22 protein-coding genes are annotated in these 24387 nt (G+C 46.0%); 1 reads left to right on the top strand and 21 read right to left on the bottom strand.

The annotated features are described in order from the left end of the window. Nucleotides 1–8: 8 nt before the first annotated feature. The 20 genes from murG to EV690_RS08045 all read right to left on the bottom strand — a co-directional run bounded on the left by murG (nucleotide 9) and on the right by EV690_RS08045 (nucleotide 22721). On the bottom strand, nucleotides 9–1076 hold the full coding sequence (murG, locus tag EV690_RS08140) for an undecaprenyldiphospho-muramoylpentapeptide beta-N-acetylglucosaminyltransferase (RefSeq protein WP_224054929.1): 1068 nt from the start codon (nucleotides 1074–1076) through the stop codon (nucleotides 9–11). Next, nucleotides 1073–2269: a cell division protein FtsW gene (gene ftsW, locus EV690_RS08135; RefSeq protein WP_131912490.1), complete on the bottom strand. Its 1197-nt coding sequence runs from the start codon at nucleotides 2267–2269 to the stop codon at nucleotides 1073–1075. The genes murG and ftsW overlap by 4 nt, the downstream gene beginning before the upstream one ends. Then, the gene (gene murD / locus EV690_RS08130; protein ID WP_131912489.1) at nucleotides 2260–3582 is read right to left on the bottom strand and encodes a UDP-N-acetylmuramoyl-L-alanine--D-glutamate ligase; all 1323 of its coding nucleotides are present in this window, start codon (nucleotides 3580–3582) and stop codon (nucleotides 2260–2262) included. The genes ftsW and murD overlap by 10 nt, the downstream gene beginning before the upstream one ends. A gap of 16 nt (nucleotides 3583–3598) precedes the next feature. Then, nucleotides 3599–4681 carry a phospho-N-acetylmuramoyl-pentapeptide-transferase gene (gene mraY / locus EV690_RS08125; protein ID WP_131912488.1) on the bottom strand — a complete coding sequence of 361 codons (1083 nt, stop codon included), beginning with the start codon at nucleotides 4679–4681 and terminating at the stop codon, nucleotides 3599–3601. Then, complete coding sequence (locus tag EV690_RS08120) at nucleotides 4675–6057, bottom strand: UDP-N-acetylmuramoyl-tripeptide--D-alanyl-D-alanine ligase (RefSeq protein WP_131912487.1); 1383 nt, start codon at nucleotides 6055–6057, stop codon at nucleotides 4675–4677. Before EV690_RS08120 ends, mraY begins: the two co-directional genes overlap by 7 nt. Next, nucleotides 6051–7520 carry a UDP-N-acetylmuramoyl-L-alanyl-D-glutamate--2,6-diaminopimelate ligase gene (locus EV690_RS08115; protein ID WP_224054930.1) on the bottom strand — a complete coding sequence of 490 codons (1470 nt, stop codon included), beginning with the start codon at nucleotides 7518–7520 and terminating at the stop codon, nucleotides 6051–6053. The genes EV690_RS08120 and EV690_RS08115 overlap by 7 nt, the downstream gene beginning before the upstream one ends. After that, a complete protein-coding gene (locus EV690_RS08110) occupies nucleotides 7507–9252 on the bottom strand; it encodes a peptidoglycan D,D-transpeptidase FtsI family protein (protein WP_131912486.1) in 1746 nt (581 codons plus the stop codon). Before EV690_RS08110 ends, EV690_RS08115 begins: the two co-directional genes overlap by 14 nt. After that, entirely contained in the window at nucleotides 9249–9566 is a 318-nt protein-coding gene (gene ftsL, locus EV690_RS08105) for a cell division protein FtsL (protein ID WP_131912485.1), read from the bottom strand. Before ftsL ends, EV690_RS08110 begins: the two co-directional genes overlap by 4 nt. Next, complete coding sequence (rsmH, locus tag EV690_RS08100) at nucleotides 9563–10507, bottom strand: 16S rRNA (cytosine(1402)-N(4))-methyltransferase RsmH (RefSeq protein ID WP_131912484.1); 945 nt, start codon at nucleotides 10505–10507, stop codon at nucleotides 9563–9565. The genes ftsL and rsmH overlap by 4 nt, the downstream gene beginning before the upstream one ends. Then, entirely contained in the window at nucleotides 10508–10963 is a 456-nt protein-coding gene (gene mraZ, locus EV690_RS08095) for a division/cell wall cluster transcriptional repressor MraZ (RefSeq protein ID WP_131912483.1), read from the bottom strand. It abuts the gene before it with no gap. A 360-nt stretch (nucleotides 10964–11323) separates the two neighbouring features. Beyond that, a complete protein-coding gene (locus tag EV690_RS08090; protein ID WP_131912482.1) occupies nucleotides 11324–12619 on the bottom strand; it encodes an adenylosuccinate synthase in 1296 nt (431 codons plus the stop codon). Nucleotides 12620–12814: 195 nt separating this feature from the next. After that, the gene (gene hflC / locus EV690_RS08085; protein ID WP_131912481.1) at nucleotides 12815–13699 is read right to left on the bottom strand and encodes a protease modulator HflC; all 885 of its coding nucleotides are present in this window, start codon (nucleotides 13697–13699) and stop codon (nucleotides 12815–12817) included. Further along, nucleotides 13700–14926 (bottom strand): FtsH protease activity modulator HflK, encoded by a 1227-nt coding sequence (gene hflK / locus EV690_RS08080; RefSeq protein WP_131912480.1) that lies wholly within the window; start codon nucleotides 14924–14926, stop codon nucleotides 13700–13702. 32 nt (nucleotides 14927–14958) lie between these two features. Further along, entirely contained in the window at nucleotides 14959–16254 is a 1296-nt protein-coding gene (gene hflX / locus EV690_RS08075; protein ID WP_131912479.1) for a ribosome rescue GTPase HflX, read from the bottom strand. A gap of 43 nt (nucleotides 16255–16297) precedes the next feature. Continuing rightward, a complete protein-coding gene (gene hfq, locus EV690_RS08070; RefSeq protein ID WP_131912478.1) occupies nucleotides 16298–16537 on the bottom strand; it encodes an RNA chaperone Hfq in 240 nt (79 codons plus the stop codon). Between the two features lie 91 nt (nucleotides 16538–16628). Next, a complete protein-coding gene (gene miaA, locus EV690_RS08065; protein WP_131912477.1) occupies nucleotides 16629–17570 on the bottom strand; it encodes a tRNA (adenosine(37)-N6)-dimethylallyltransferase MiaA in 942 nt (313 codons plus the stop codon). Beyond that, complete coding sequence (mutL, locus tag EV690_RS18235; RefSeq protein WP_165872695.1) at nucleotides 17563–19347, bottom strand: DNA mismatch repair endonuclease MutL; 1785 nt, start codon at nucleotides 19345–19347, stop codon at nucleotides 17563–17565. The genes miaA and mutL overlap by 8 nt, the downstream gene beginning before the upstream one ends. A gap of 14 nt (nucleotides 19348–19361) precedes the next feature. After that, on the bottom strand, nucleotides 19362–20708 hold the full coding sequence (locus EV690_RS08055) for an N-acetylmuramoyl-L-alanine amidase (protein WP_131912476.1): 1347 nt from the start codon (nucleotides 20706–20708) through the stop codon (nucleotides 19362–19364). 21 nt (nucleotides 20709–20729) lie between these two features. Next, entirely contained in the window at nucleotides 20730–21197 is a 468-nt protein-coding gene (gene tsaE, locus EV690_RS08050; RefSeq protein WP_131912475.1) for a tRNA (adenosine(37)-N6)-threonylcarbamoyltransferase complex ATPase subunit type 1 TsaE, read from the bottom strand. Nucleotides 21198–21206: 9 nt separating this feature from the next. Further along, the gene (locus EV690_RS08045; protein WP_131912474.1) at nucleotides 21207–22721 is read right to left on the bottom strand and encodes an NAD(P)H-hydrate dehydratase; all 1515 of its coding nucleotides are present in this window, start codon (nucleotides 22719–22721) and stop codon (nucleotides 21207–21209) included. Between EV690_RS08045 and queG the strand changes: the two genes are divergently transcribed. Further along, nucleotides 22720–23853: a tRNA epoxyqueuosine(34) reductase QueG gene (gene queG / locus EV690_RS08040; protein ID WP_131912473.1), complete on the top strand. Its 1134-nt coding sequence runs from the start codon at nucleotides 22720–22722 to the stop codon at nucleotides 23851–23853. The two genes, EV690_RS08045 and queG, sit on opposite strands and share 2 nt — an antisense overlap. Before the next feature lie 3 nt (nucleotides 23854–23856). Here the strand turns inward: queG and EV690_RS08035 are convergent, their stop codons facing one another. Next, nucleotides 23857–24333, bottom strand: a complete 477-nt coding sequence (locus EV690_RS08035) for a GNAT family N-acetyltransferase (RefSeq protein WP_131912472.1) — start codon at nucleotides 24331–24333, stop codon at nucleotides 23857–23859. Nucleotides 24334–24387 lie beyond the last annotated feature (54 nt).

The raw sequence follows: 24387 nt of genomic DNA, 5'->3' as shown, positions 1-24387 counted from the left end.
TGTTCTACTCATTTTTTACCCATTTGCTGGCACACATCAGCCACTTGCTGAGTCGCATCATTAATTGCCAACTTTAAAGCTTCGCGTGACATCATTTCACGCACCGATGGTTTCGCCAGCTCTTGTAATAATTCACTTAAATGCAAGGCATCAAGTTGGGCTTGCGGTAATATTCGCGCGGCACCATGATCGGCCAGATATCTTGCATTTTTAGTCTGATGATCATCAACCGCGTGAGGTAAAGGCACAAAAATCGCCGGTAATCCCGCGGCAGCTAACTCACTCACAGTTAGCGCACCAGCCCGGCATATCACTAAATCAGCCCAGCGATACGCTTGCGCCATATCATCAATAAATTCATCAACTTGTGCATGATTTACCCCAAGTGCTCGATAACGCTGCAAAGTTGAATCGCCGTTACCTCGGCCCACCTGATGGTGAACCTGTAAGGCTAAATTCCCACATGATTGGATGGCTCCGGGAAGTTGTTCGTTTAAAACACGCGCCCCTAAACTGCCCCCAATCACCAATATATTCATCCGGTTTGTAAAAATCCGCGCGCCTCGGCCTACCTCAACAATCTCTAAGCGCACCGGATTGCCAACCTGTTGTGCGCCTGGCAACGCTTCTGGAAAAGCCACCAAAGAACGATTCGAAAAACGGTTAAGCCAACGATTCGTCATCCCTGCGACAGCATTTTGCTCGTGGATGACCAAAGGGATCCCCATCATTCTCGCCGCAATGCCTCCCGGTCCACTGGCAAAGCCACCCATTCCCAACGCGACATCAGGGCGAAGCTTCTTAAACACGGAGCGCGCCTGCATCACTGCTCGGATGATTTTCCAAGGCGCCGTCAGTTTACGGATCAAACCGTTGCCACGCACCCCTTTAATATCTAAAAACTCAATATCAAAGCCATGCCGAGGGACTAAATCCGCTTCCATACGACTGGGAGTTCCCAGCCAAGTAATTTTCCAACCACGCGACTGCATCAATCGGGCAACCGCTAATCCTGGAAATACATGACCACCGGTCCCGCCGGCCATCACCACCAAATGAGGCATATGCTGGTTCATTCGCCCTCCCTGCGATAGGCTTGTTGATTTGCCTGACGCCATTCATAGTCAATTCTCAGCAACAGACCAATAGCAATAGACATCACCAACAAACTTGAGCCACCATAACTAACAAGTGGCAATGTCAATCCTTTAGTCGGCATCATTCCCGATGCCGCGCCAATATTTACAGCACTTTGAAAGGCAATCCAAAATCCGATGCCGCTCGCTAAATAGCCTTCAAACGGTTGATTGCTTTTCAAAGCACGCTGACCAATAGCAATTGCTTTATAAGACAGCCAAGCAAATAGTGCTAAAACGATACACACACCAACAAAGCCAAGCTCTTCGGCCAAAATAGCCATTACAAAGTCGGTGTGAGCTTCCGGCAAATACTCCAGCTTTAATACTGAATTGCCTAACCCGACGCCAAACCATTGCCCCCGCCCAAATGCCATCAGCGATTGTGTAAGCTGATAACCACTACCAAACGGATCCTTCCATGGGTTCAAAAATGATGTCACCCGTTCCATCCGATACGGTTCAGCCGCAATCAAAATCACCACGGCCACAATTCCGCTGAACATAAGTCCAATAAATTGGACCAATTTGGCGCCGGCAATAAACAGCATCCCGATGGTTGCAACAAACATCACGATGACTGTACCTAAATCTGGCTGCGCCAAAATCATGACCGCTAATACACATAAAACCACCAGCGGCTTTAAAAACCCTTTAATACTTTCGCGGATCTCCTGATTACGGCGAACTAAATAACCAGCCAGATATACGAATAGCGCCAATTTAGCAAACTCAGCGGGCTGAACATTGAGGGGACCAAAGCCGATCCAGCGCTTACTCCCGTTAATATCGTGTCCGATGATCAAAACCAATAACAAACCCGCCATCGTCGCCAAAAGAAATTTGGCATTATGCTGCTTCCATAACTCAACCGGACACTGCACCACGACTGCCATCGCTATCAAACAAATCACCACATATACGGCATGATGTTTAACGAACAAAAATGCACTATGATGAGAAGCCATGCTTTCAGCAATAGAAGCTGATGCGACCATAACCAATCCTAGGCATAACAGAGCGATAGATAACAGCAATAATTGCCGATCATATAACCGTCCGGTTTCAGGGGCTTGTGGTTCTCTTATCCACCGCCAAGGACGCTGCAGTTTCGGGGTTAACCTTAGCTGCATAAACCCTCCACCAACGCTCTGAAATGTTCACCGCGAGCAGCAAACCCGGGATACATATCCCAACTTGCACAAGCTGGCGACAACAAAATGCGATCACCTGATTGTGCTTGAGTCGCTAAATAATCGATGGCCTCAGCTAAGTCCTTCACGCGATGTGCTTGAGGATAAACATTGGCTATCTGATCAGCATCCTGCCCGAAAATAGCGACACCAGCGGTTTTCGCTAACCATGGTGCAAGCTCTGTAAAATCAGCACCTTTACCATCGCCTCCGGCAATCAACCAAGTCTGCCCGGTTTCGTGTTCAAACCCTTGTAAAGCGGCAATGGTCGCACCTATGTTGGTTGCCTTTGAATCATTGATATAGCGAACACCCTCAAATTCAGTAATAAATTCACAACGATGCGTCAAGCCACCAAAGGTTCGAAGAACCTCAATCATAGCGCTACGTTTGAGTCCAGCAGCATCTCCCAAAGCAACAGCGGCCAACGCATTGGCCCAGTTATGGCGGCCACTCATTTTTAACTCACTGCAGGCGATCAACTTAACCTGGCCGGCCATCAACCAATATTCATCATGGTCTTTGAATACCCAGTAATCAGCACGTTGATTTAAAGAAAACTGTTTAATGGTTTGCGTATCCGCATGCTCTGGCGTAGTGGCGAGATCATCAGCATTAACCAAACACGTCTGACAATGTTGATAAATACGGCGTTTCGCATCACGATAATCAGCCAAATCACGATAACGATTCATATGGTCGCTACTGACATTTAATACGGTTGCCGCCAGTAACTGCAGCGAGTCTGTTGTTTCAAGCTGAAAACTGGACAATTCCAACACATACAGCTTGGCATCATGACCAAGCAACTCCAATACCGGAGTTCCAATATTTCCACCAACCTCAACCTTAACACCGGACGCTTTAGCCATCTGACCAACCAGCGTGGTCACTGTTGTTTTACCATTGCTTCCAGTGATACCAATCACAGGGGCATCACAGTGGCGGGCAAATAATTCAACATCGCCCATAATGGCTTTACCAGCACTACGTAATCGCGCAAAAAGTTCGCTGCGCACACTGAGCCCCGGTGCAACGATCAACGTATCCAGAGCCATCAACTCACTCTCAAACAGCTCAAGTTGACCCTTAAAAAGTGATACCTGTGCAGGCAATTGCTCTGCCAAGACAGGATTTTCACGAGTATCAAACACAACGGGCGTAATCCCCTGGCGCAATAAATACTGAACAGTTGCCAGCCCTGAGCGACCCAGTCCGATAACACCATAATGTTGTGCGATTTGCATTTCCATTTACCGCTTGCCTCGACTAACGAACTTTTAAGGTTACTAGACCAATGAGGACTAAAATCAATGAAATAATCCAGAAACGAACGATGACACGCGTTTCTGGCCATCCTTTTAACTCATAGTGATGATGGATGGGAGCCATCCGAAAGATCCGTTTTTTGCGCAGTTTGTATGAACCAACCTGCAAAATAACCGAAACAGTTTCCGCGACGAACACGCCGCCCATAATCACTAGTAAAAACTCTTCGCGCACCAGCACAGCAACCGCGCCTAGCGCAGCGCCAATAGAAAGCGAGCCTACATCACCCATAAAAACCTGTGCCGGATAGGTGTTAAACCATAAAAAGGCCAAACCAGCACCACTTAATGCTGTACAAACAACCATTAACTCACTGGCTTGATGGACATATGGAATAAACAGATACTGAGAAAATTGACTATTTCCAGTCACCCAAGCCAACAGGGCAAAAGCCCCAGCCACCAGCACACTCGGCATAATCGCCAGTCCGTCTAAACCATCGGTTAAGTTAACCGCATTACTCGAGCCAACGATGACAAAATAAGTCAGTGGAATAAATAACCACCCCAACTGCGGCATTATCTCTTTCACAAATGGAATCACCAATTGCGTTTGAGCGGGGTTATCAGCAGTCACGTAGATAAAAATACCGACGCTTAAAGCCACGACCGACTGCCAAAAATATTTCCAGCGAGCCACCAAACCATCAGTATTCTTGCGCACAACTTTTCGGTAATCATCGACAAAGCCAATGAGCGCATAACTGCCAAACACATACAGCATGATCCAAACATACTGATTATCTAATCGAGCCCATAACAGCGTCGAAAGAAATACCGAAGCCAGAATCATCAAGCCCCCCATAGTTGGGGTACCGGCTTTAACCAAGTGACTCTTAGGTCCGTCATCACGCACAGTTTGACCCACTTGTAACAGCTGCAAACGATGAATGACTTTCGGACCGATCCATAACCCGAATGTCAGCGCCGTCAAAAGACTCATCACCGCCCGAAAGGTCAGATAATCAAATAACGCAAAAGCGTGGATGTATTGTTCTAAAAATCCCGCTAACCAAACTAGCATTGGTGAACCTTATTAAAATTTTGTTGAATAAATTGAACAGTCTTTTCCATTTGACTACTCCGAGACCCCTTAACAACGACCATGGCCTCGGCATGATGGGCGTCCAGCATATGCAGACGCTCTAACAGTGCTTTTGCCAATGCCGGTTGATCGTCATAATAGTGACCATAATCTCCTGCACCCTGAACGGCATATTTCATTTGCGCTCCGGTGGCAATCAATTCAATCTGGCGAGCTTTAGCCTGTTCTCCCAGTGATTGATGCGCTTGCTGACTTTGTTCGCCTAACTCGCCCATATCCCCAGCCACCAACATGACAAAGCCATCTCGACCGCTTAAAACATCTAAAGCGGCATTAAACGAGTTCGGGTTAGCATTGTAGGTGTCATCAAAAAGCGTTATATGTTCAGATAGCTTCAACCGCCGTAACCGACCGCTGACACCTGCAAATTCACTTAATGCTTTAGCGCACTCATCTAGCGACATCCCCATTTGCAGCGCCAGCGCAGCGCTCGCGCATGCATTTTTCACATTGTGCAACCCGGGTGTTTTTAATCTGACCCAAGCGCAATGATGCTCAGAACATAATTCAAATTGATAGCACCCGTCACTTAAACACTGTGCATTGCTAGCCCAGATATCCGCCTCTTGCTCTAGGCCAAAACTCACGCAGCGAGCATCGCTTGCTTTTTGTTTAAATAGAGAAAGATAAGGACTATCAGATTCAAAAACAGCGCATCCTTGTTCACTCAATGCGGCAAATATCTCACTTTTTTCATCGGCCACACCCGTGCGACTCCCAAACCCCTCGATATGGGCATCACCAACATTATTAACCAGCGCCACATTAGCTTGCGCAATATTCGCCGTATAAGTAATTTCTCCGGGATGGTTGGCGCCTAACTCTAACACCATGGCCTGATGCTCTTCATTCAAGCGCAATAAGGTCAAGGGCAAGCCGATATCATTGTTAAAGTTGCCCTGGGTATACAGCACGTTATATTTAAGAGCTAAAATAGCACTGAGCATTTCTTTGACAGTCGTTTTACCATTACTGCCCGTAATCGCAGCAACAGGGCCTGAAAATTGCTGGCGTTGAAAAGCTGCGATCTGACCTAATGCAAGTCGCGTATCCTGAACTCGAATCACAGGAATATCCAGCTCAACATTCTGGCTGACCAAGACAGCACCAGCGCCACATTGTGCAACTTGCTGAAGATAGTGGTGACCATCAAAACGATCCCCTACCAGAGCAATAAACAATTCTTCAGGCGCAATATGGCGACTGTCGGTACAGATTGAGCGGATCGGCTGATCTTCACCAATAAGTTGCCCTTGGCAAACTGAAGCGATATCAGACAGATGCATCATTAACATAGGCACTCCTTCACGGCTTGCGCGACAAATGAGCGCTCATCATAAGGAAACTTGTCATGGCCGATAATTTGATAATCTTCATGACCTTTCCCAGCCACCAAGACCATGTCCTCGTGTCCAGCTTGCTCTAATGCAGTTTTGATCGCTGTGCGGCGATCTAGAATCACGCTATAGGGAAAGGAATCGGAAAAACCACGACAGATATCTTGTGCAATTTGCTCTGCAGGTTCAGTTCGCGGATTATCATTGGTTACAATCACGACATCTGCATAGTGTTCGGCGGCCTGAGCCATCAATGGTCGTTTACCACTGTCACGATCGCCCCCGCAACCGAAGATACAATAGAGTTTGCCTTGGCAATGGCTCCTTAATCCTTGTAAAGCTTTGGCTAAAGCATCAGGGGTATGCGCATAATCAACCACAGCCTGAGAGCAGCCATTGAACAATTCCATTCGTCCAGGAACTGTTTTCAATTGATCGCAATCGGTTAACTGACTAAACGCAACCAAACCTAACTCATCTAAGCAGCTGGCTGCGGCTAGCAGATTACTCACATTAAATTCACCTAACAAAGGCACATCTAGCGCATAACATTCCTCGCCATGATAAACACTGATCTGAACCCCTTGAGGCGTCATCGCCACAATTTCAGCCTGCCAATCTGAGTTAACATTCTGACCGTAGCTTACGGCATGCGGATGACGAGCAAGTAACTCAAGTCCAAATGGATCATCACAGTTGACCAACTGCACCTGTGAATCGGTCAGATCAAATAGCTGTTCTTTAGCCTGCCCATATGCCTGCATAGTACCGTGGTAATCAAGATGATCCCGTGTGAGATTCGTAAAAATAGCCGCTTTGAAGTCTATACCAGCCACTCGACCTTGATCTAACCCATGCGAGGATACTTCCATCGCTACCAATTGAATGCCTTGGGCTGCAAACTGACTTAGAGTTCGATAAATAGTGAAAATATCAGCTGTGGTATTCAGTGCGCGATGTAACTGTCCGGGACGTCCATTACCCAATGTGCCCATCAGCGCTGCTGGAATATTGTGCTGATTGGCTAACGATGCCAACAGATGCGTGGTAGTGCTTTTACCGTTAGTCCCCGTCACGCCGATGACATACTCGGGCAGAGGCCCGAAACAACACTTCGCCAGTGTTGCTAACTGCATCTTTAAGCCGTAACAATAAATAACCGGAACACCATTGCGTTGTTCTATAGTGCCATCTTGCTCTGGGCTCAGTGTCTGAGCTAAAACTCCAACAGCACCATTGGCAATTGCCTTGTCGATATATAACCGACCATCACTTAAAGTACCCAGCACAGCCACAAACACACAGCCCGGTTTTACTTGGCGACTATCAATCACCAGATCATCCAAGCTGATATTAACTGATTCTGGCAGCGGGATATCTAACCAGCCCGCCAGCAGCGAAGCTAGTTTAACCTTCATCATCTTTATCCTGTATTGTTGAACCATCATCTAACGAGACCAGACGAATGCCTTGTCCATCAGGGGGGACATTTAAATACTGTAAACTGCCGGACATAACCTTAGAAAACACGGGTGCGGCAATCTGTCCACCGTAATAGCGATCCCCTTTAGGGTTGTTAATTACCACAGCTATCGCCAGCCGTGGGTTACTCACCGGCGCAACGCCAGCAAATAAAGCCACGTAGTTATCACTATAACCACCGGCATCGGCTTTACGGCTCGTTCCCGTTTTACCTGCTACTTGATATCCTGCAACTCGCGCTTTAGGTGCGGTGCCCTGATCGCTAACCACCGACTGCAACATTTTCAGCACCATTTCAGTGTGTTTACGGTCAAAAACTCGGTGCCCTTTAGGTGCTTTATTAAGTTTGAGTAACGAAACAGGCCGGTCAATTCCGCCGGAGCCTAAAATCGAATATGCATGAGCCAATTGCAGTGGTGTCACCGTCAGTCCATACCCAAAAGCCATCGTTGCCAACTCAAAATCAGACCAATGTCGCCGCTGCGGAACAATGCCAGTTGACTCACCATCCAGCCCTGTCCCTAAAACATTTCCAAAACCAACCTTGTAAAAAGTTTGCATCACAGAGTTAATCCCGGAGCGAATCGCCAGTGTCGCGGCGCCAATATTACTCGATTTTTCCAAAATCGTAGTCAAACTCATCGGTCCAAGCACTTCATCGTCACGCACAATATGGTGCCCAATGCGAATATACCCTGGCCGATTGTTGATAATGGTGTCTTTATTAGCCACGCCTTTTTCTAAAGCAGTCAACATAATAAAAGGCTTCATGGTTGAGCCGGGCTCATAAGCATCCGTAACAGCGCGATTTCGATACCGATAACTCTGCAACTGACTACGATCATTTGGATTGAACGAGGGGCTATTGGCCATTGCTAAAACTTCCCCCGTTCGAATATCTATCACAACGACACTGCCAGAAGTTGCTTTGGTTGCTTCAACTTCTCGTTTAAGCTCACGGTAAGCGAGTGTCTGAATCCGCTGATCTAGGCTCAACTCAATAGAATGCCCTGGTTGTTGCTGCTTAATGACCGAGAGATCCTCAATCGTCCGTCCTAAACGATCCTGACGAACTAACCGTTCACCAGGTTTCCCACTCAACCATTTGTCATAGGAACGCTCGATGCCTTCCTGACCATGATCGTCAATGTTTACAAATCCAACTAGATGCGCACTAATTTCACCGGTTGGATAAAAACGCCGTGACTCAGGCTTCAAATACACACCAGGGATATCTAACTTGGACACATAGTCGGCTAAGGAACTGCTCACCTGACGACGCAAATACACAAATCGCCGTTTCGGATTATCCAGCCGACTCTCTAAATCTTTCACATTGGTATGAAGCACCTTAGCTAAGGCTTGCCATTGCCGTCGTTTATCAAAACTATGATGTTGCTGAATCCGCAGTGGATCGGCCCAAATAGCCTGCACCGGCACGCTAATGGCCAGTTCACTGCCGTGACGGTCAGTAATCATGCCGCGCTGTTCACGGGTCGTCTCAACACGTACCGAACGTTTATTCCCTTGACTAATCAGTTGCTTTGCATTCACAACTTGGATATATGCCACTCGTCCAACCAATGCCGAGAAAACCAAGGCGACAGAGATTATCACGACAATGAAACGCCAGCGTATATAGAGATTCCCTAATTTCGGTTTCCGTTTCATGGCGTCACCAGCACTTCATCTTTAGGTTGAGGACGTACCATATGCAGTTTCTGTTTAGCAATCTGTTCAATACGGTTATGTTCATCTAGCGCATTTTCTTCAATTAATAGATGGCGCCAGTCATTGTTTAACTGATCATGTTGATCGATAAGTGCGGCTCGCTGAGTGATCAGTAAGCGAGTATCTTGGGTCGTCACAACAATTGCCATAGCACTGGCCAAACACAAAACGGCAATCAGCCAAAACACCTTAAAATGCTTAAGGTCGCTTAGGATAATGCCGAGTAAAGTGGGCTGGCGAGTGCTCTGGTTCATAGATAAATTCGCTCAGCGACACGCAACACAGAACTACGGGAACGGCTATTAACTGATACTTCCTCAACAGAGGGTTTACGCGCTTTTCCAACTGCTTTTAAGGTTCGTCCTTCATTCAGTTGTGCCTCAGTGAGTGGCAAACCTGGTGGGTAATCTTGACCCTTTTGCTGCTTACGAATAAAGCGCTTAACCAGCCTATCTTCTAATGAATGAAAACTAATGACCGACAATCGGCCTCCGGGAGCAAGAACCTCAACCGCCCCTTCGAGAGCTTGGCTAATTTCATCAAGCTCACTATTAATAAAGATACGGATCGCCTGAAAACTGCGTGTAGCAGGATGCTTATGTTTTTCTTTTACAGGCATCGCTTGGCTAATCAAATTGGCTAATTCAAGCGTGCTACGCACAGGTTGTTGAGCTCGTTGCTCAACAATGGCGGTGGCGATCCGTCTTGCAAACTTCTCTTCACCAAAGGTTTTTAAAACCCAGACAATATCCTCCAGATCTGCTTTCTCAAGCCATTGTGCAGCGCTTTGTCCATGCGTCGGATCCATACGCATGTCTAAAGGCCCATCTCTGAGAAAACTAAACCCACGCTCAGGGTCATCCAACTGGGGTGATGAAACCCCTAAATCTAATAAAACACCATTGATCTTTTTCGCTAATCCAAGTTGCTCAACATACTCATGTAAATGAGAAAAAGGCCCTTTTAAAACAGTGACTCGCGGGTCCTCGAGCGCCAGTTGTTCGGCCACCGCAATCGCTTGTGGATCTCTATCAATCACCAGCAGTTTTCCATTTTTGCCCAACTGTGACAAAATCAGACGGCTATGACCTCCCCGGCCGAACGTTCCATCGACATATATTCCATCGGCAAAAATTTGAAGTGCATCGACTGATTCATTGAGCAATACACTTTGATGTTTAAATTGTTCCGTCATCTATAAAGAAAAATCCCGCAGCTGGTCACTTAAAAATTCGTCGTCATCCGACACGTTTAGATCGCTTTCGATCTGGTCATTCCAATTCTGATCCGACCATATTTCAAACTTGTTCAATTGGCCAACCAACATTACCTGTTTTTCAAGTCCAGCATGTTGGCGCAGCGGTGCAGAAATCAGTAACCGGCCATTTTTATCCATCTGGCAATCGTCTGCATATCCCAATAACAAACGCTGCAAACGACGCTCCGCCGGATTCATACTCGATAACTTACGTAGCTTGCGCTCAATCTCTTCCCACTCGTTAAGTGGGTAAAGCAACAGACAGTTCAAGTTAATATCAACGGTACAAACCATCTGTCCTTGGCACTCTTCGCTGAGCCAATCACGATAACGAGTCGGCATTGCCAGCCGGCCCTTGCTATCGAGGTTGATCGAATTCGCGCCACGTAACATGAGTATATAAGTCCTTTCTGATCCACAATGATCCACTTTTTACCACGTTAGTAAGTTTAAGGAGCCTCCAAGCCCTTTGCAAGCTACCTTGTGCATCCAATTGAGTAATTTTTCAACTTTCTGTTAATAACTGTGGATAATTATCTGATAAGGCAAAAGAATTAAGTCATTCATAAAAAAGTATGAAAAAGCTGAAATAATGCAAAAAGTGAAGTAGATAAGGGATAGAAAGCCCTTAAAAGAGAAAACATCCAGTCAACCCGTTTCTATCTCAGTAAAAACAACCGATAAAATTGAGCTTTTGACACAAATAAAAAAGCGGCTCTCTGAGCCGCTTCATATCCAATCAAGTGCATAAAATTAGGCAAATGGATGACGAAGAATAATTGTTTCTTCGCGATCCGGCCCCGTTGAAATGATATCAACAGGAACACCTAAAATATCTTCTATACGGGCGATATAAGCCAGAGCATTCGCTGGCAACGCATCGCGACTTTTAACACCAAAAGTCGACTGATCCCAACCCGGCAAAGTTTCATAAACGGGTTCAACATGTTCATACCCATCTGCGGCCATGGGGGGAATATCACGAAGCGAACCATCAGCCATTTTATAGCCAACGCAAATTTTCACTTCTTTAAGGCCATCAAGCACATCCAGTTTAGTCAGGCATAACCCCGAAATACTGTTGATCTGAATAGCTCTGTGCATTGCAACAGCATCTAACCAGCCAGTACGGCGACGACGTCCCGTAGTTGCGCCAAATTCCTGACCTTTCTGACAGAGGATTTCACCCACATCATCGGATAATTCGGTTGGAAAAGGACCCGCCCCTACACGCGTTGCATAGGCTTTGGTAATTCCCAAAACGTAATCTATGTAACGAGGACCAAATCCACTGCCTGTAGCAACACCACCTGCTGTGGTATTAGATGAGGTCACAAATGGGTAAGTTCCTTGGTCGATATCCAACAACGTCCCTTGCGCCCCTTCAAACATAATGCCATCACCATTACGTCGGGCTGTATCAAGCAGACTACCAACATCTTTCACCATAGAAGTTAGCAGTGGTGCCAGCTCTTGCATGCGAACAAGAACATCATCATAACTGACTGGATCAACATGATAATAGTGAGTCAGTTGGAAGTTATGATAATCCAAAACTTCTTTCAATTTGACGGCAAATTGCTCCATATCGAACAAATCACCAACGCGCAGACAGCGGCGTGCAACTTTATCTTCATAAGCTGGCCCAATGCCTTTGCCTGTCGTACCAATCGCTTTTTTACCAAGAGCTGCTTCACGGGCAGCATCCAACGCGACATGATAAGGCAAAATTAACGGACAAGCTTCACTCAGAACCATCCGTTCACGAACAGGAATGCCACGTTCTTCTAAGGTGGTCATCTCATCGATCAATGCTTCTGGAGATAAAACGACACCGTTACCAATTACACAGGTAATTTTTTCACGCAATATGCCAGATGGAATCAGGTGAAGGACTGTTTTTTCACCATTAATGACAAGCGTATGGCCAGCGTTATGGCCACCTTGGAAGCGCACTACATAAGCGGCTTTATCGGTCAGCAGGTCAACGACCTTACCTTTTCCTTCGTCTCCCCATTGGGAGCCGAGAACAACTACATTCTTTCCCATTATCCTAATTCAACGCAGTAGTTAAAAATAGAGTCTATCAAATTTACCCAAAAAATGGGAGTCAGAACGCTCAAATATCCAGCGAATTGGTTAAATAGAGTAATAACCGATAAAAGCTCTTCAATCCATTATTTTGAACAAATATTAATAAAAAAACCGACCTTAAAGGTCGGTTTTTAGTTCATTCAGCGACGGTTACTTTTGCAAAGCATCCGGGCCTTTTTTAAACACATCGAAAAACTCGCTATCGGGTTTAATCACCATCACATCATGGCCCGATTCAAAGCTGGTTTTATAGGCTTGCAGACTTCGCCAGAACTCGAAAAACTTCGGAGCTTGAGTATAGGCTTTCGCGTAAATTTTGGCAGCTTGTGCATCTCCTTTACCGCGAATTGTGCGCGCTTTACGATCCGCATCAGCAATCAATACCGAAACAGTTCGGTCAACATTCGCGCGAATAATTTCAGCTTGCTCACGACCTTTAGAACGGTGTTCTGTTGCAACCGCATGGCGTTCAGCCCGCATCCTTTCGAAGATACTGCTACTGACTTCCTTGGGTAGATTGATCTGCTTAATTCGCACATCAAGCACAGTAACCCCAATTTCCGATGATCGAGCAGAACGTTTTAACGCTTCTTCCATAATCGCACTACGTTCACCCGAAACAATTTGATCAATCGTTCGGCCACCAATTTCACTACGTAATCCGTTACTAATTTTACGTTTTAGTAATGACTCAGCCTGAGCAATGCTCCCACCCGTTGTGAGTAGAAATTTACGAAAATTACTAATGCGCCATTTCACATACGAATCGATAATTAGATCTTTTTTCTCAGACGTGAAATATCGGTCAGGTTGACCATCCATCGTCTGGATACGAGCATCCAGTTTTTTAACCGAGTCAATAAGGGGCACTTTAAAGTGCAAACCTGGCCCATAAACATCTGGCTGTTGGTCACTGTTGCGTTTAATTTTACCAAACTGGATAACCAAACCACGCTGACCTTCCTGAACCTCAAATACAGAAGAGTAGGCAAGCAGCAACACCACAATGACGGCAATAATTGAGAACTGTTTCATTTAATTTCTCCCATAGCGGTCAGTGCGTACATCAGTGCGTACATCATCGCTGCGCAAAGGAGCATTGCGCACATCCTTTTGGCTATTAGATGATGATGAAGACGAAGTCGTTGCAGAACCACCAGACTTACTCATATCACTGTTGTCCAAAGTGCTTGACGATTTTTTATGTTTCGCCTGCTCCAATAATTTATCAATCGGTAAATACAACATACTGTTGTTATTTTTAGCATCGATAAATATTTTTGGCGTATGGGCATAAATGCCTTCCATTGTTTCCATATACATACGCTGGCGAGTAATTTCAGGCGCTTTACGATATTCAGGTAACAGCTGATCAAACTGTGACACTTCACCTTCAGCTTTCATGACAACTTGCTGTTTATAAGCTTCTGCTTGCTGAATCAAGCGCTGTGCACGGCCACGTGCTTTAGGTTCGACTTCGCGCTGATAAGCTTCAGCTTTACGGATATAAGTCTGCTCATCTTCTTGGGCAGCAATCGCATCATCAAACGCTTTTTTCACCTGTTCTGGTGGTCGGGCTGGCAAGAAGTTCACATCGACAACCGTAATCCCCATATTATAAGGTTTGATAATTTTATCGATCAGCTTCCAAGTTTCCTGACGAACTTTTTCGCGTCCAACCGTTAAAATTTCATCCATTTTGGTGTGGCCAATAACATAGCGCAGCGCACTATCTGTCGCCTGTCGCAGGCTATCATCAGCATTGGTCACACTAAACAGATATTTCTCAGGATCGCTCACCCGATACTGCACATCTAGTTCAACTCGAACGACATTTTCATCCTCAGTGAGCATAAATCCAGATGCAGGTAGAGAACGAATTTTCGCGACGGCAACCGGAATTACTTTATCAATAAAAGTCGGTTTCCAATGTAACCCAGGCAGTACTTCCCCCTGATAAGCGCCAAAGCGCAGTAAGACACCCCGCTGTTCTTCCTTAACAGTATAAAAACCGCTGACCGCCCAGATGATAACCAACACCCCCACGACAGCAGCTAATACTTTAGGATGGAAAAAACTAGTGCCAGAGCCACCCGGCCCTCCAGGCGATTTTTTTCCGCCTAACAAGGCCATAATACGTCGACCCAGTTTACCAAAAATCGCATCTAAATCTGGCGGTCCCTGATTCTTGTTCTTGTTCTTGTTACCCCAAGGATCACGATCACCGCCTCCTTTATTGCCTCCAGGCTCGTTCCAGGCCATTTGACTCTCCGCTGTTTATTCTGAATTAAAACTTAGTCCGTATCTTGCGAATTGACCACATCTGGCAGCTCATCATAATGTTTACATAAACGTGCCCATTCTACTTGAGGAACGCGAATGTCAAGCAACCAATTGCCTTGTTCGTCCATATTTTCTTCACTGATAGCATCCAACTGATAGAGCTGACTTCTTAATCGGCCCGCTGTTGGAGGCAACATAATATGCTGCTCAACCATCGTGCCTGACAGTCGCTCTTGAATGGCTTGCATCAAGTAATCAATACCAACGTTTTGACGCGCACTAATCCAAACCCTTATCGGGACACCTTCGTCATCACGATCAACATGCGCCTGAATTCCTTCAACTTCATCGATTTTATTCATCACTAACAGCTGAGGAACTTCACTGGCCCCAATTTCATCAAGCACCAGTTGTACTTGCTCAATATTATCACTCACACGATCATCACTACAGTCAATGACATGAAGCAATAACTGAGCATCATGAGTTTCTTGCAATGTCGCTTTAAATGCAGCAACGAGATCATGCGGCAAATGCCGAATAAATCCGACCGTATCAGCCAGAATCGTTGGCCCTACGTCCTGAATTTCTAAACGACGTAGCGTCGGATCGAGTGTTGCAAATAATTGATCAGCCGCATAAACCTGTGCCGTTGTTACACGATTAAACAGAGTTGATTTACCCGCGTTGGTATAACCGACTAATGAAATCGTAGGAACCTCCGCCCGCTGCCGAGCCCGACGGCCCTGCTCACGTTGTTTACTTACTTTTTCAAGCCGTGCCAAGATATTTTTAATCCGAGCGCGCAATAAACGTCGGTCAGTTTCCAACTGTGTTTCCCCAGGACCACGCAGCCCAATTCCGCCTTTTTGTCGTTCCAAATGCGTCCAGCCTCGGACCAATCGGGTCGACAAATGACGCAACTGAGCCAACTCAACCTGCAACTTACCTTCATAAGTTCTAGCTCGTTGGGCAAAAATATCCAGAATTAATGTCGTCCGATCTAAGACTCGGCACTGACATAATTGTTCTAAATTTCTCTCTTGAGCAGGGGATAACGCGTGATTAAAAATAACCACATTGGCTTCATGTTGGAGAACTGCCTGAGCAATTTCTTCGGCTTTCCCTTCTCCAACATAATATTTAGGATGAGGAACATTACGGCTTCCGGTCACCACGGCCACTGAATCGACGCCAGCAGAGCTGACTAACATCTCCAGCTCTTGCAGATCTTCACGGTCATCTTCACTTGAAAAGTGAATATGTACCAGCACGGCCCGCTCACCAGCTTCATAGCGGTCAAACAAGCTTTAAAACTCCTTATTAACAGGCGTAAAACCTGAAAAACAATTAACTTTCGCCACCCTCAGTCGGGGTATGATGCGAAACAGGGCGCGCAGGCACTACCGTTGAAATCGCATGCTTATAAACCATTTGACTGACGGTATTTTTGAGCAAAATAACAAATTGATCAAATGACTCAACTTGCCCTTGTAACTTAATGCCATTGACCAAATAAATAGAAACAGGAATACGTTCGCGCCGCAACGCATTCAAAAATGGGTCTTGTAATGATTGCCCCTTAGCCATTGATGGTTTCCTTATATTGTTATAGTAAATTTACTGTTATTAGTTTTTTTTGACGGTCTTAGTTTTAATTATATACCAGTAACTTGAGGCCTTATAGGCAGAATTTCAAGTTTTCCGGCAAACTCAATAGAAGTTTTGTTAGCGCATTCGCATCCATGCTATCCAAGTGAATGATTTGTTGCCAACCCCGAAGCCAAGTGAGTTGGCGTTTAGCAAGCTGTCGAGTCGCGGCAAGCGCTTTCAGGCGCATCTGTGTATAGTCAAATTCTCCAGCTAGATATTGCCACATTTGCCGATAACCAACACAGCGCATAGATGGCATCTGCAATGATAAATCACCCCGCGCCATTAATTGGCAAACCTCTTGCTCAAACCCTTGCTCTAACATCAAATCGAAACGCTGCTCAATTCGCTGATGCAATACGTGACGATCCTGTGGGGCAATCGCAAATTGATACAGTGGATAAGGAAATTCTGGTGGTTTTTGCGCATTCAATTCCGTTAACGTTTTGCCACTTAAACGGTACACTTCGATGGCGCGCATCAAACGCTGAGGATCATTAGGATGAATACGTGCCGCGCTTTGCGGGTCGTATTCATGAAGCTCTTGATGGAGTCGCTGCCAACCCATTTCATTAGCCTGTCGAGCAATCTCTTCACGCACCGCAGGGTCGGCACTGGGTAATGTCGCAAGCCCTTCAATTAACGCTTTATAATAAAGCATTGTTCCACCCACCAGTAGTGGAATTCTTTGAGCCCGATGAGAGCGTTCGATCGCGTGGAGGGCATCGACTCGAAAATCAGCCGCGGAATAACTCTGAATCGGATCACGAATATCGATCAGTTGATGGGGGTAACGCGTCAATTCATCAGCAGAGGGTTTAGCCGTACCAATATCCATCTGACGATAAACTAATGCCGAATCAACGCTAATCAGGTCGATCGGCAGATGGTCACACAACTGCATAGCCAACGCAGTTTTTCCCGATGCAGTAGGCCCCATTAACGTCAGTACAGGAGCTTGCTCAGTCATCCTTTAATCCCTTTAAAATCACGCACTCATCCAAAAATGTTAGTAATTGTTCACTTAAAACACCATCGTTAAGTTCTAACGACTGCTGATAAACTCCAAGTGCAGATGACCAATTAAACTGCAGCTGAGAACTGCCAGCGATTGCTAATTGCTGACACAACCATGAAGCATCTTCTAAAGCATCGACATGTTGCATCAAAATAGTGACTAACTGTTCTATAAAAGGTTGCTGAGCAGCTCGGCGTAAACTACTTGGAATCGCCAACAAAGTCAGATGCGTTTTGTCATCGCGCACGGCAATGCCTAATTGAGCTAAAAACTCAATATGAGACCGGCTCCAATCGATAGCTTCGCTATCCAAAACGATTTTTTGTGGAAGTAATAATGGCGCAGAAACCACCTTCGGCCACTGCGCAATAAATTGTTTGGTATAAACTTGTTGCCAAGCTTTCGCTAAGTCTAATAATGCCAATTGCGACACTTGGTCGCCGACCAGTAAGTGGCTACCCCCAAGCAACTGCAGTGGACGTAACGCCCCCTGAGCAGAGGAAACGCTCGTCGCTTTGCTAGAGTCGGTCTGCGCATCGGCAAGCCACTGACTTTGCGTCGCTAACTGTTGTTTACTCGGCGCATCATGATGTTTATAACGAACAGGAGTCGGTTGATAGCTGGCGCTCTGGGAACTACGTGTCTGTTGTTCACCCACATTCTGAGGCTCAGGCTCAGCCACTGCATAATTATGATAGTGAGGACTAACCTCTTGGGCATATTCCTGCTCAAAGTGAGGTTGAATGACTTCATTGAGTACTTTTTGAATGTAATCATGAATCAATCTTGCTTGATGAAAGCGCACTTCGTGTTTGGTCGGATGCACATTGACATCTACTTGTTCCGTTGGCAATTCTAGATACAAAACAAAACTTGGATACAATTTATCGTCAATGAACTGAGCAAAGCTCTGGCGAATCGCGTGCAAAATCAGTTTGTCACGAATGACTCGGCCATTCACATAGAAGTATTGTTGCTCTGTACTTGCGCAGGCCGCTTGCGGCGTTCCAAGCCATCCCCACAATCGCAAATTCTGATGCTGATTATCAATCGCCCATGATTGCTCAATAAAGCGCTTCCCAATTACCGCTGCCACCCGCCGGGCATACTGTTCAGGCGTTTTAGCGCCGCGATACTGACGCAGCAGTTTGCCGTTATGCGTTACTTTAATGGTGATATCATAGTGACTCAGCGCTAAACGCTTTAATAGTTCATCAATATGAGTAAATTCGGTTTTTTCGCTACGTAAAAATTTCCGTCGCGCTGGCGTATTAAAAAACAGATCAAGAACTTCAACACTCGTTCCCACTGGATGGGCTGCAGGAGTCACATTAACCCCCATATCCCGACCACTCGCCTGTGCCTGCCAAGCTTTATCCTGATCTTGAGGGCGCGAGGTCAATGTTAACCTGGAAACAGAGCTAATACTGGCCAACGCTTCACCGCGAAATCCCAATGTATGAATATGCTCTAAATCATCCTGTGTCGATAGTTTACTTGTCGCATGGCGAGAAAGAGCCAACGTCAAGTCTTGCTCACTCACTCCACAACCATCATCTCGTACCAAGATCCGCTTGTGCCCTCCGCGATCAATGAGCACCTCAATGCTACGAGCACCAGCATCGATGCTATTTTCGACCAGCTCTTTAACCACCGAGGCAGGTCGTTCAACGACCTCACCAGCAGCGATCTGATTCGCCAGTTGTGCGGGTAAAATGTGAATCGACATTTGTGGTTCCCTGACTACGATTTCGGTATCACCAACACTTGGCCAATTCGCAGCACATTGCTGCGTAATTTATTGGTACTTTTCAAGGCCCCAACACTGGTGTGATAACGCTGGGCGATAAGCGAAAGTGAATCCCCTCTTTTAACGGCATATTTGACTTTACCATAATGAGCTGCATACCACGTTCCGATCGGAGGATGCTGACGGTAATAATTACGCACCCCCATAAAAATCGCATTGGCAATGCGTTGTTGATGGCGAGGTGAAATCAATAATTTTTCTTCTTTCGGATTGGTAATAAAACCTGTTTCCACCAACATGGAGGGGATATCTGGCGCTTTTAGTACGGCAAGGCTAGCGTGCTGAGGCTTATTTTTATGCATATAAGTGACTTTTTTAAGCTGAGCAACAATATCAGAGGCAATCACAAATCCAGTATTCATCGAATGATCCATGCTCATATCAAGCAATGCATGCGCCAAATATTGATCGTTCGGCGAGGTTTTAAGCACTTCTCCCGCTCCACCTAGTAGCTCAGTCGGTTGTTTACTCTGATCTAACCAGCGGTTAATTTCACGGTTTGCCCGACGTGCCGACAAAACCCACACAGAAGCACCATGTGGCTCAGGAGATGCAAAACCATCGGCATGAATGGAAATAAGCAGATCAGCATGATCTTTACGAGCGATCTCCGAGCGCTTGTCCAATGGGATGAAATAATCCCCTTTACGAGTTAACATCCCTTTCATACCGGGCTCTTTGTTAAACAATGCCGCCACTTTTTTGGCAATCGGCAATGTCACATTTTTCTCAAACTTATGATCGGGACCAATCGCCCCCGTATCTTTACCGCCATGACCAGCATCTAATACCACGATAATGTCGCGCATGGCTTTACGGGCACTGGCCTGCGTTTTAACCGGCTTCACCGGAACAGCTTTTTTAGGTACAGGGCTGTTATCAGGCAGATCAATCACTAACCGAGGTTTTGACTCTTTAGTCGCTGGCAGTGGGAATACGGACGGCTTCACTCGCCGAGATAAGTCCAGCACTAAGCGATAATCCACCTTCTTTGGTGGTCGGCTGCGCCGAATGTGCTTGAGTAATTTACCGCGAATATGAACTTTCGATAAATTAACGTTATTGTGAGTCGCGGCCAAATCAACCACGAGCCGATCCGGATTCCGTAATCGAAAATAGCTAAATTGGGGCGCTTGAGTCAGATCAAGAACCACCCTCGTATGTCCAGAGCCAGACCAAGTACGAATACCAGTGATCTGATTGCTCTTAACTGCTTGTGCACTGAATGTCCAAAACAAGACACTTAGTGCAACACACCACTTTAAAAAACGACGCTGCATGATACCTTTATATAAAAATGACTATGAATAACTGTCTATTAACCCTGTTAACAAACGCTTAGCTGCGGGAGAATAAGTCCTAAATTCAACCTCGCGAGAGAGCCCTTGATAGCTCAATAAGATAACCAAATCAGGTTCGCCAATCATCCCTTCGCCTTTTTCAGGCCATTCAATAATAGCAATTTGCCCAGGTCCAAAATAATCTCGAATACCAATAAACTCCAGCTCTTCAGGGTCAGCCAATCGATACAAATCAAAATGATTGATCTGCCACTGACCTAACGAGTAGGGCTCAAGCAGTGTATAGGTTGGGCTTTTCACATTTCCTTGGTGCCCCATTCCCTGAACAATCCCTCGGGTTAGAGTCGTTTTACCCGCACCAAGTTCCCCATTAAGAAATATCGTTAATGGCGCATCGATCTGCGCTGCAATCTTACGACCTAATTCTACTGTTGCCGAGCTATCGGCTAATTCTAGCTGCCAGTTCATCTTATCTATTTAGTTTTCCGGATTAACCAATACCCGAATATGGGCAAATAAATCACTGGCTAACATCCCTCGTTCACCATCTTTAGCTGCACAATCCGCCGCTTGACCATGCAGACACACAGCTAAACATACGGATTCAAACATTGGAAGATGTTGAGCCAGTAAACCTGCAATCATACCTGAAAGTACATCCCCCATACCACCACTGGCCATCCCCGGATTTCCCACATTCAAAACTCGCACTTCACCCGATGGGCTCGCAACAATAGAGCCCGCCCCTTTTAGCAAAGTAACCGCCTGATATTTTGAGGCAATTTCTAAAGCTGCGCTAAACCGGTCATCCTCAATGTCCGCCACCGAACATCCCAACAACCGGGACGCTTCACCCGGATGTGGAGTTAAGACCCAGTTGCGTCGCTCCAAGGGCGATTTTGCCAATAAATTTAGCCCATCAGCATCAAGGACCAATAGAGCATCACTGGCAATCACATGGTTAAATAACCAATGTGACCATTGACTTTGCCCTAAGCCGGGTCCTAAGACATGAACATCTGTCGCTTGCAGAAACTGTGTAACAATGGCTTCATCATCAATATGCACGCCGCGCGCCATCAACTCAGGACGACCACTTAAAATAATAGGTAAGTTCTCAGGCTGCGAGATAACCGTCACCAATCCAGCCCCAACTCGCTGACAGGCTTCGCCGGCCATGCGAATCGCCCCTGGGGTTCCCAAGTCGCCCCCAAACAGAGCAACCCGACCAAACATCCCCTTATGCGCAGTTCGAGAACGTTTGGGAAGTAACCCTCGTAATTTTGAATAGTCACTGCGTTGGCAAGATTTCGGTTCGTGCTCTTGTAACACTGAATCAAGTCCCAAAGAACTATAGTAAAGTTTCCCACAATAATTAGCCGCTTGAGCTGTCAACAAACCTTGCTTAACTCCAATAAATGTAATCGTTGCATCACATTTTAAAGCACATCCCAGAGCCTGACCGGTATCAGCTGATAAACCAGATGGGATATCAAGTGCTAAAATCGGCAATTCCAACAAATTCAGTTCATTGATTAACTGCGCAGCATCATCACGCACATGGCCTTTAAGCCCTGCGCCTAACAGTCCATCAACCACCACATCGATATCTTTGGGAGCCTCTGACAACGTGTTAATTTGCGTTAACTGCTGCAAAGAGAGCTCTTGCCATGCTTGCGCCGCCTCCGCTGGAAATCGGCTGACATCACCATGGACAAGCAGTGATACCTGCATGCCAACCTCTATTGCCAATTTTGCGATCACTAAGGCATCACCACCATTATTACCACCACCGGCGATAATTAATAAATGCTGAGCCTGTGGCCAGCGCTGACGAAGCAGCGCAAAACCATTCGTCCCGGCTAATAGCATTAATTGATATAAAGAAACTTGAGCTTGGGCTGCCAATTTGGGTTCTGCGCGCTTAACTTGGTCGGCAGTCCATAAAGAATATGGTAAAGTCGCGCTATAGTCTGGTGTTATACGAATCATGGCCGAAAATTCCAAAATCGATTTCAATCAATTAGCGCTCGATATCAAGCAATGGGGCAAACAACTTGGGTTTGCACAGGTTGGTATTACTGATACCGATGTGAGTGAACACATTCAATCCTACCGCGATTGGCTATCGCGTGGCTACCACGGTCAGATGAGTTTTATGCAGCGTAACCAGCAATTACGTGAAGATCCAGCGCAATTACATCCCGGAACACTGCGGATTATCAGTGTCCGGATGAATTATCTGATCAACGATGCAGGGTTTGCTTCCACACTCAAAGATCCAAATCGAGCTTATATTAGCCGTTATGCTTTAGGTCGCGATTACCACAAAGTATTACGCAAACGCTTAAAAAAGCTAGCAGAAAAAATTAAGACTGTTTGTGAACAACTCGATTATCGCCCCTTTGTTGATTCCGCTCCAATCATGGAGCGCCCTATAGCTGAAAAATCAGGGTTAGGTTGGACGGGTAAACATTCCCTTCTGATTCACCCAGACGAGGGGTCTTGGTTCTTTTTAGGAGAGCTGTTGATAAACTTGCCGCTCCCAACCGATAGCGCAATCGAGCCTCAATGTGGGAGTTGTGTTGCCTGCATGACCTTATGTCCAACCGGAGCGATTACTGAACCTTATCAAGTCGATGCGCGGCGCTGTATCTCCTATCTGACGATCGAAAACCCAGGTCCGATTGCCGAAGAGTTGCGGCCACTGATGGGAAACCGAATCTATGGCTGTGATGATTGTCAGCTTGTCTGTCCCTATAATCACGAGAGTCAATTGGGCGAAGAAAATGACTTTTTACCACGTCATGAGCTCGATAAAACAACACTACTGAGTCTGTTTGCTTGGGATGAAACCACATTTTTAAGCAAGACTGAAGGCTCACCGATTCGTCGGATTGGCCATGAACGTTGGCAGCGTAATATCGCGGTTGCGTTGGGTAATGCCCCGGCCTCCATCGCAATCATTCAAGCACTTGAAGATGCGCGCCCACAAGCTTCTGAGCTCGTTAAAGAACATATTGACTGGGCACTCAACCAACATCATAAACAACTTTCAACGGTCACCCGTCAAACCAAACGACTCATTCGAATCGTTGAAAAAGGTCTGACACGCGATGCTTAAATCTTAAAATGAACGAAGATACCATGTATTGCAACGGCTATGGCCAGTTTGCCCTAGAGGCTGACTAATCCGTTTAAAGCCATTACGCCGATACAATTTTTGAGCACTATCCATGTGATCCAGTGTTTCTAAATAACACGCTTGATAATAGTGCTGAGCAAATGCCAGACAGGTTTGCATTAATTGTTGACCAATTCCCAAAGAACGCCCTTCTGGTAACAAATACATTTTCTGCAGTTCACAAAAGCCTTCGGTGGCAGTTAACGGCCCAATTCCTGCGCCCCCCAATACTTTATTATGCTCATTGAGCGCCACCCAGTAGTTCATTTTTTCTGGGCGATAAAAGTGGCTCAACGATTTAAGTTGTGGATCAGCACAGGCATACCCCGGTCCACTGGCACCAAATTCAGCCAAAACTGTATGCACAATCTGCTCAATTTGCGCATCATGTTCAGGCTTAATCAATTCGATAACGGCCATAAATGCAATTTCCTAATGATAAGCGTCCAGCGCTCATGTTCTAACATACACGAC

Origin of the sequence: Celerinatantimonas diazotrophica, assembly GCF_004339545.1 — a bacterium.
GTDB lineage: Bacteria > Pseudomonadota > Gammaproteobacteria > Enterobacterales > Celerinatantimonadaceae > Celerinatantimonas > Celerinatantimonas diazotrophica.
The sequence above is the reverse complement of the archived record's forward strand: the minus strand, read 5'-3'. Positions and strand labels throughout refer to the sequence as shown.

Excerpts from the sequence above, each read along its gene's own strand:
- murG (WP_224054929.1), bottom strand. The coding sequence starts at position 1,076 with ATGAACCAGCATATGCCTCATTTGGTGGTGATGGCCGGCGGGACCGGT.
- ftsW (WP_131912490.1), bottom strand. The coding sequence starts at position 2,269 with ATGCAGCTAAGGTTAACCCCGAAACTGCAGCGTCCTTGGCGGTGGATA.
- murD (WP_131912489.1), bottom strand. The coding sequence starts at position 3,582 with ATGGAAATGCAAATCGCACAACATTATGGTGTTATCGGACTGGGTCGC.
- mraY (WP_131912488.1), bottom strand. The coding sequence starts at position 4,681 with ATGCTAGTTTGGTTAGCGGGATTTTTAGAACAATACATCCACGCTTTT.
- EV690_RS08120 (WP_131912487.1), bottom strand. The coding sequence starts at position 6,057 with ATGTTAATGATGCATCTGTCTGATATCGCTTCAGTTTGCCAAGGGCAA.
- EV690_RS08115 (WP_224054930.1), bottom strand. The coding sequence starts at position 7,520 with ATGATGAAGGTTAAACTAGCTTCGCTGCTGGCGGGCTGGTTAGATATC.
- EV690_RS08110 (WP_131912486.1), bottom strand. The coding sequence starts at position 9,252 with ATGAAACGGAAACCGAAATTAGGGAATCTCTATATACGCTGGCGTTTC.
- ftsL (WP_131912485.1), bottom strand. The coding sequence starts at position 9,566 with ATGAACCAGAGCACTCGCCAGCCCACTTTACTCGGCATTATCCTAAGC.
- rsmH (WP_131912484.1), bottom strand. The coding sequence starts at position 10,507 with ATGACGGAACAATTTAAACATCAAAGTGTATTGCTCAATGAATCAGTC.
- mraZ (WP_131912483.1), bottom strand. The coding sequence starts at position 10,963 with ATGTTACGTGGCGCGAATTCGATCAACCTCGATAGCAAGGGCCGGCTG.
- EV690_RS08090 (WP_131912482.1), bottom strand. The coding sequence starts at position 12,619 with ATGGGAAAGAATGTAGTTGTTCTCGGCTCCCAATGGGGAGACGAAGGA.
- hflC (WP_131912481.1), bottom strand. The coding sequence starts at position 13,699 with ATGAAACAGTTCTCAATTATTGCCGTCATTGTGGTGTTGCTGCTTGCC.
- hflK (WP_131912480.1), bottom strand. The coding sequence starts at position 14,926 with ATGGCCTGGAACGAGCCTGGAGGCAATAAAGGAGGCGGTGATCGTGAT.
- hfq (WP_131912478.1), bottom strand. The coding sequence starts at position 16,537 with ATGGCTAAGGGGCAATCATTACAAGACCCATTTTTGAATGCGTTGCGG.
- miaA (WP_131912477.1), bottom strand. The coding sequence starts at position 17,570 with ATGACTGAGCAAGCTCCTGTACTGACGTTAATGGGGCCTACTGCATCG.
- mutL (WP_165872695.1), bottom strand. The coding sequence starts at position 19,347 with ATGTCGATTCACATTTTACCCGCACAACTGGCGAATCAGATCGCTGCT.
- EV690_RS08055 (WP_131912476.1), bottom strand. The coding sequence starts at position 20,708 with ATGCAGCGTCGTTTTTTAAAGTGGTGTGTTGCACTAAGTGTCTTGTTT.
- tsaE (WP_131912475.1), bottom strand. The coding sequence starts at position 21,197 with ATGAACTGGCAGCTAGAATTAGCCGATAGCTCGGCAACAGTAGAATTA.
- queG (WP_131912473.1), top strand. The coding sequence starts at position 22,720 with ATGGCCGAAAATTCCAAAATCGATTTCAATCAATTAGCGCTCGATATC.
- EV690_RS08045 (WP_131912474.1), bottom strand. The coding sequence starts at position 22,721 with ATGATTCGTATAACACCAGACTATAGCGCGACTTTACCATATTCTTTA.
- EV690_RS08035 (WP_131912472.1), bottom strand. The coding sequence starts at position 24,333 with ATGGCCGTTATCGAATTGATTAAGCCTGAACATGATGCGCAAATTGAG.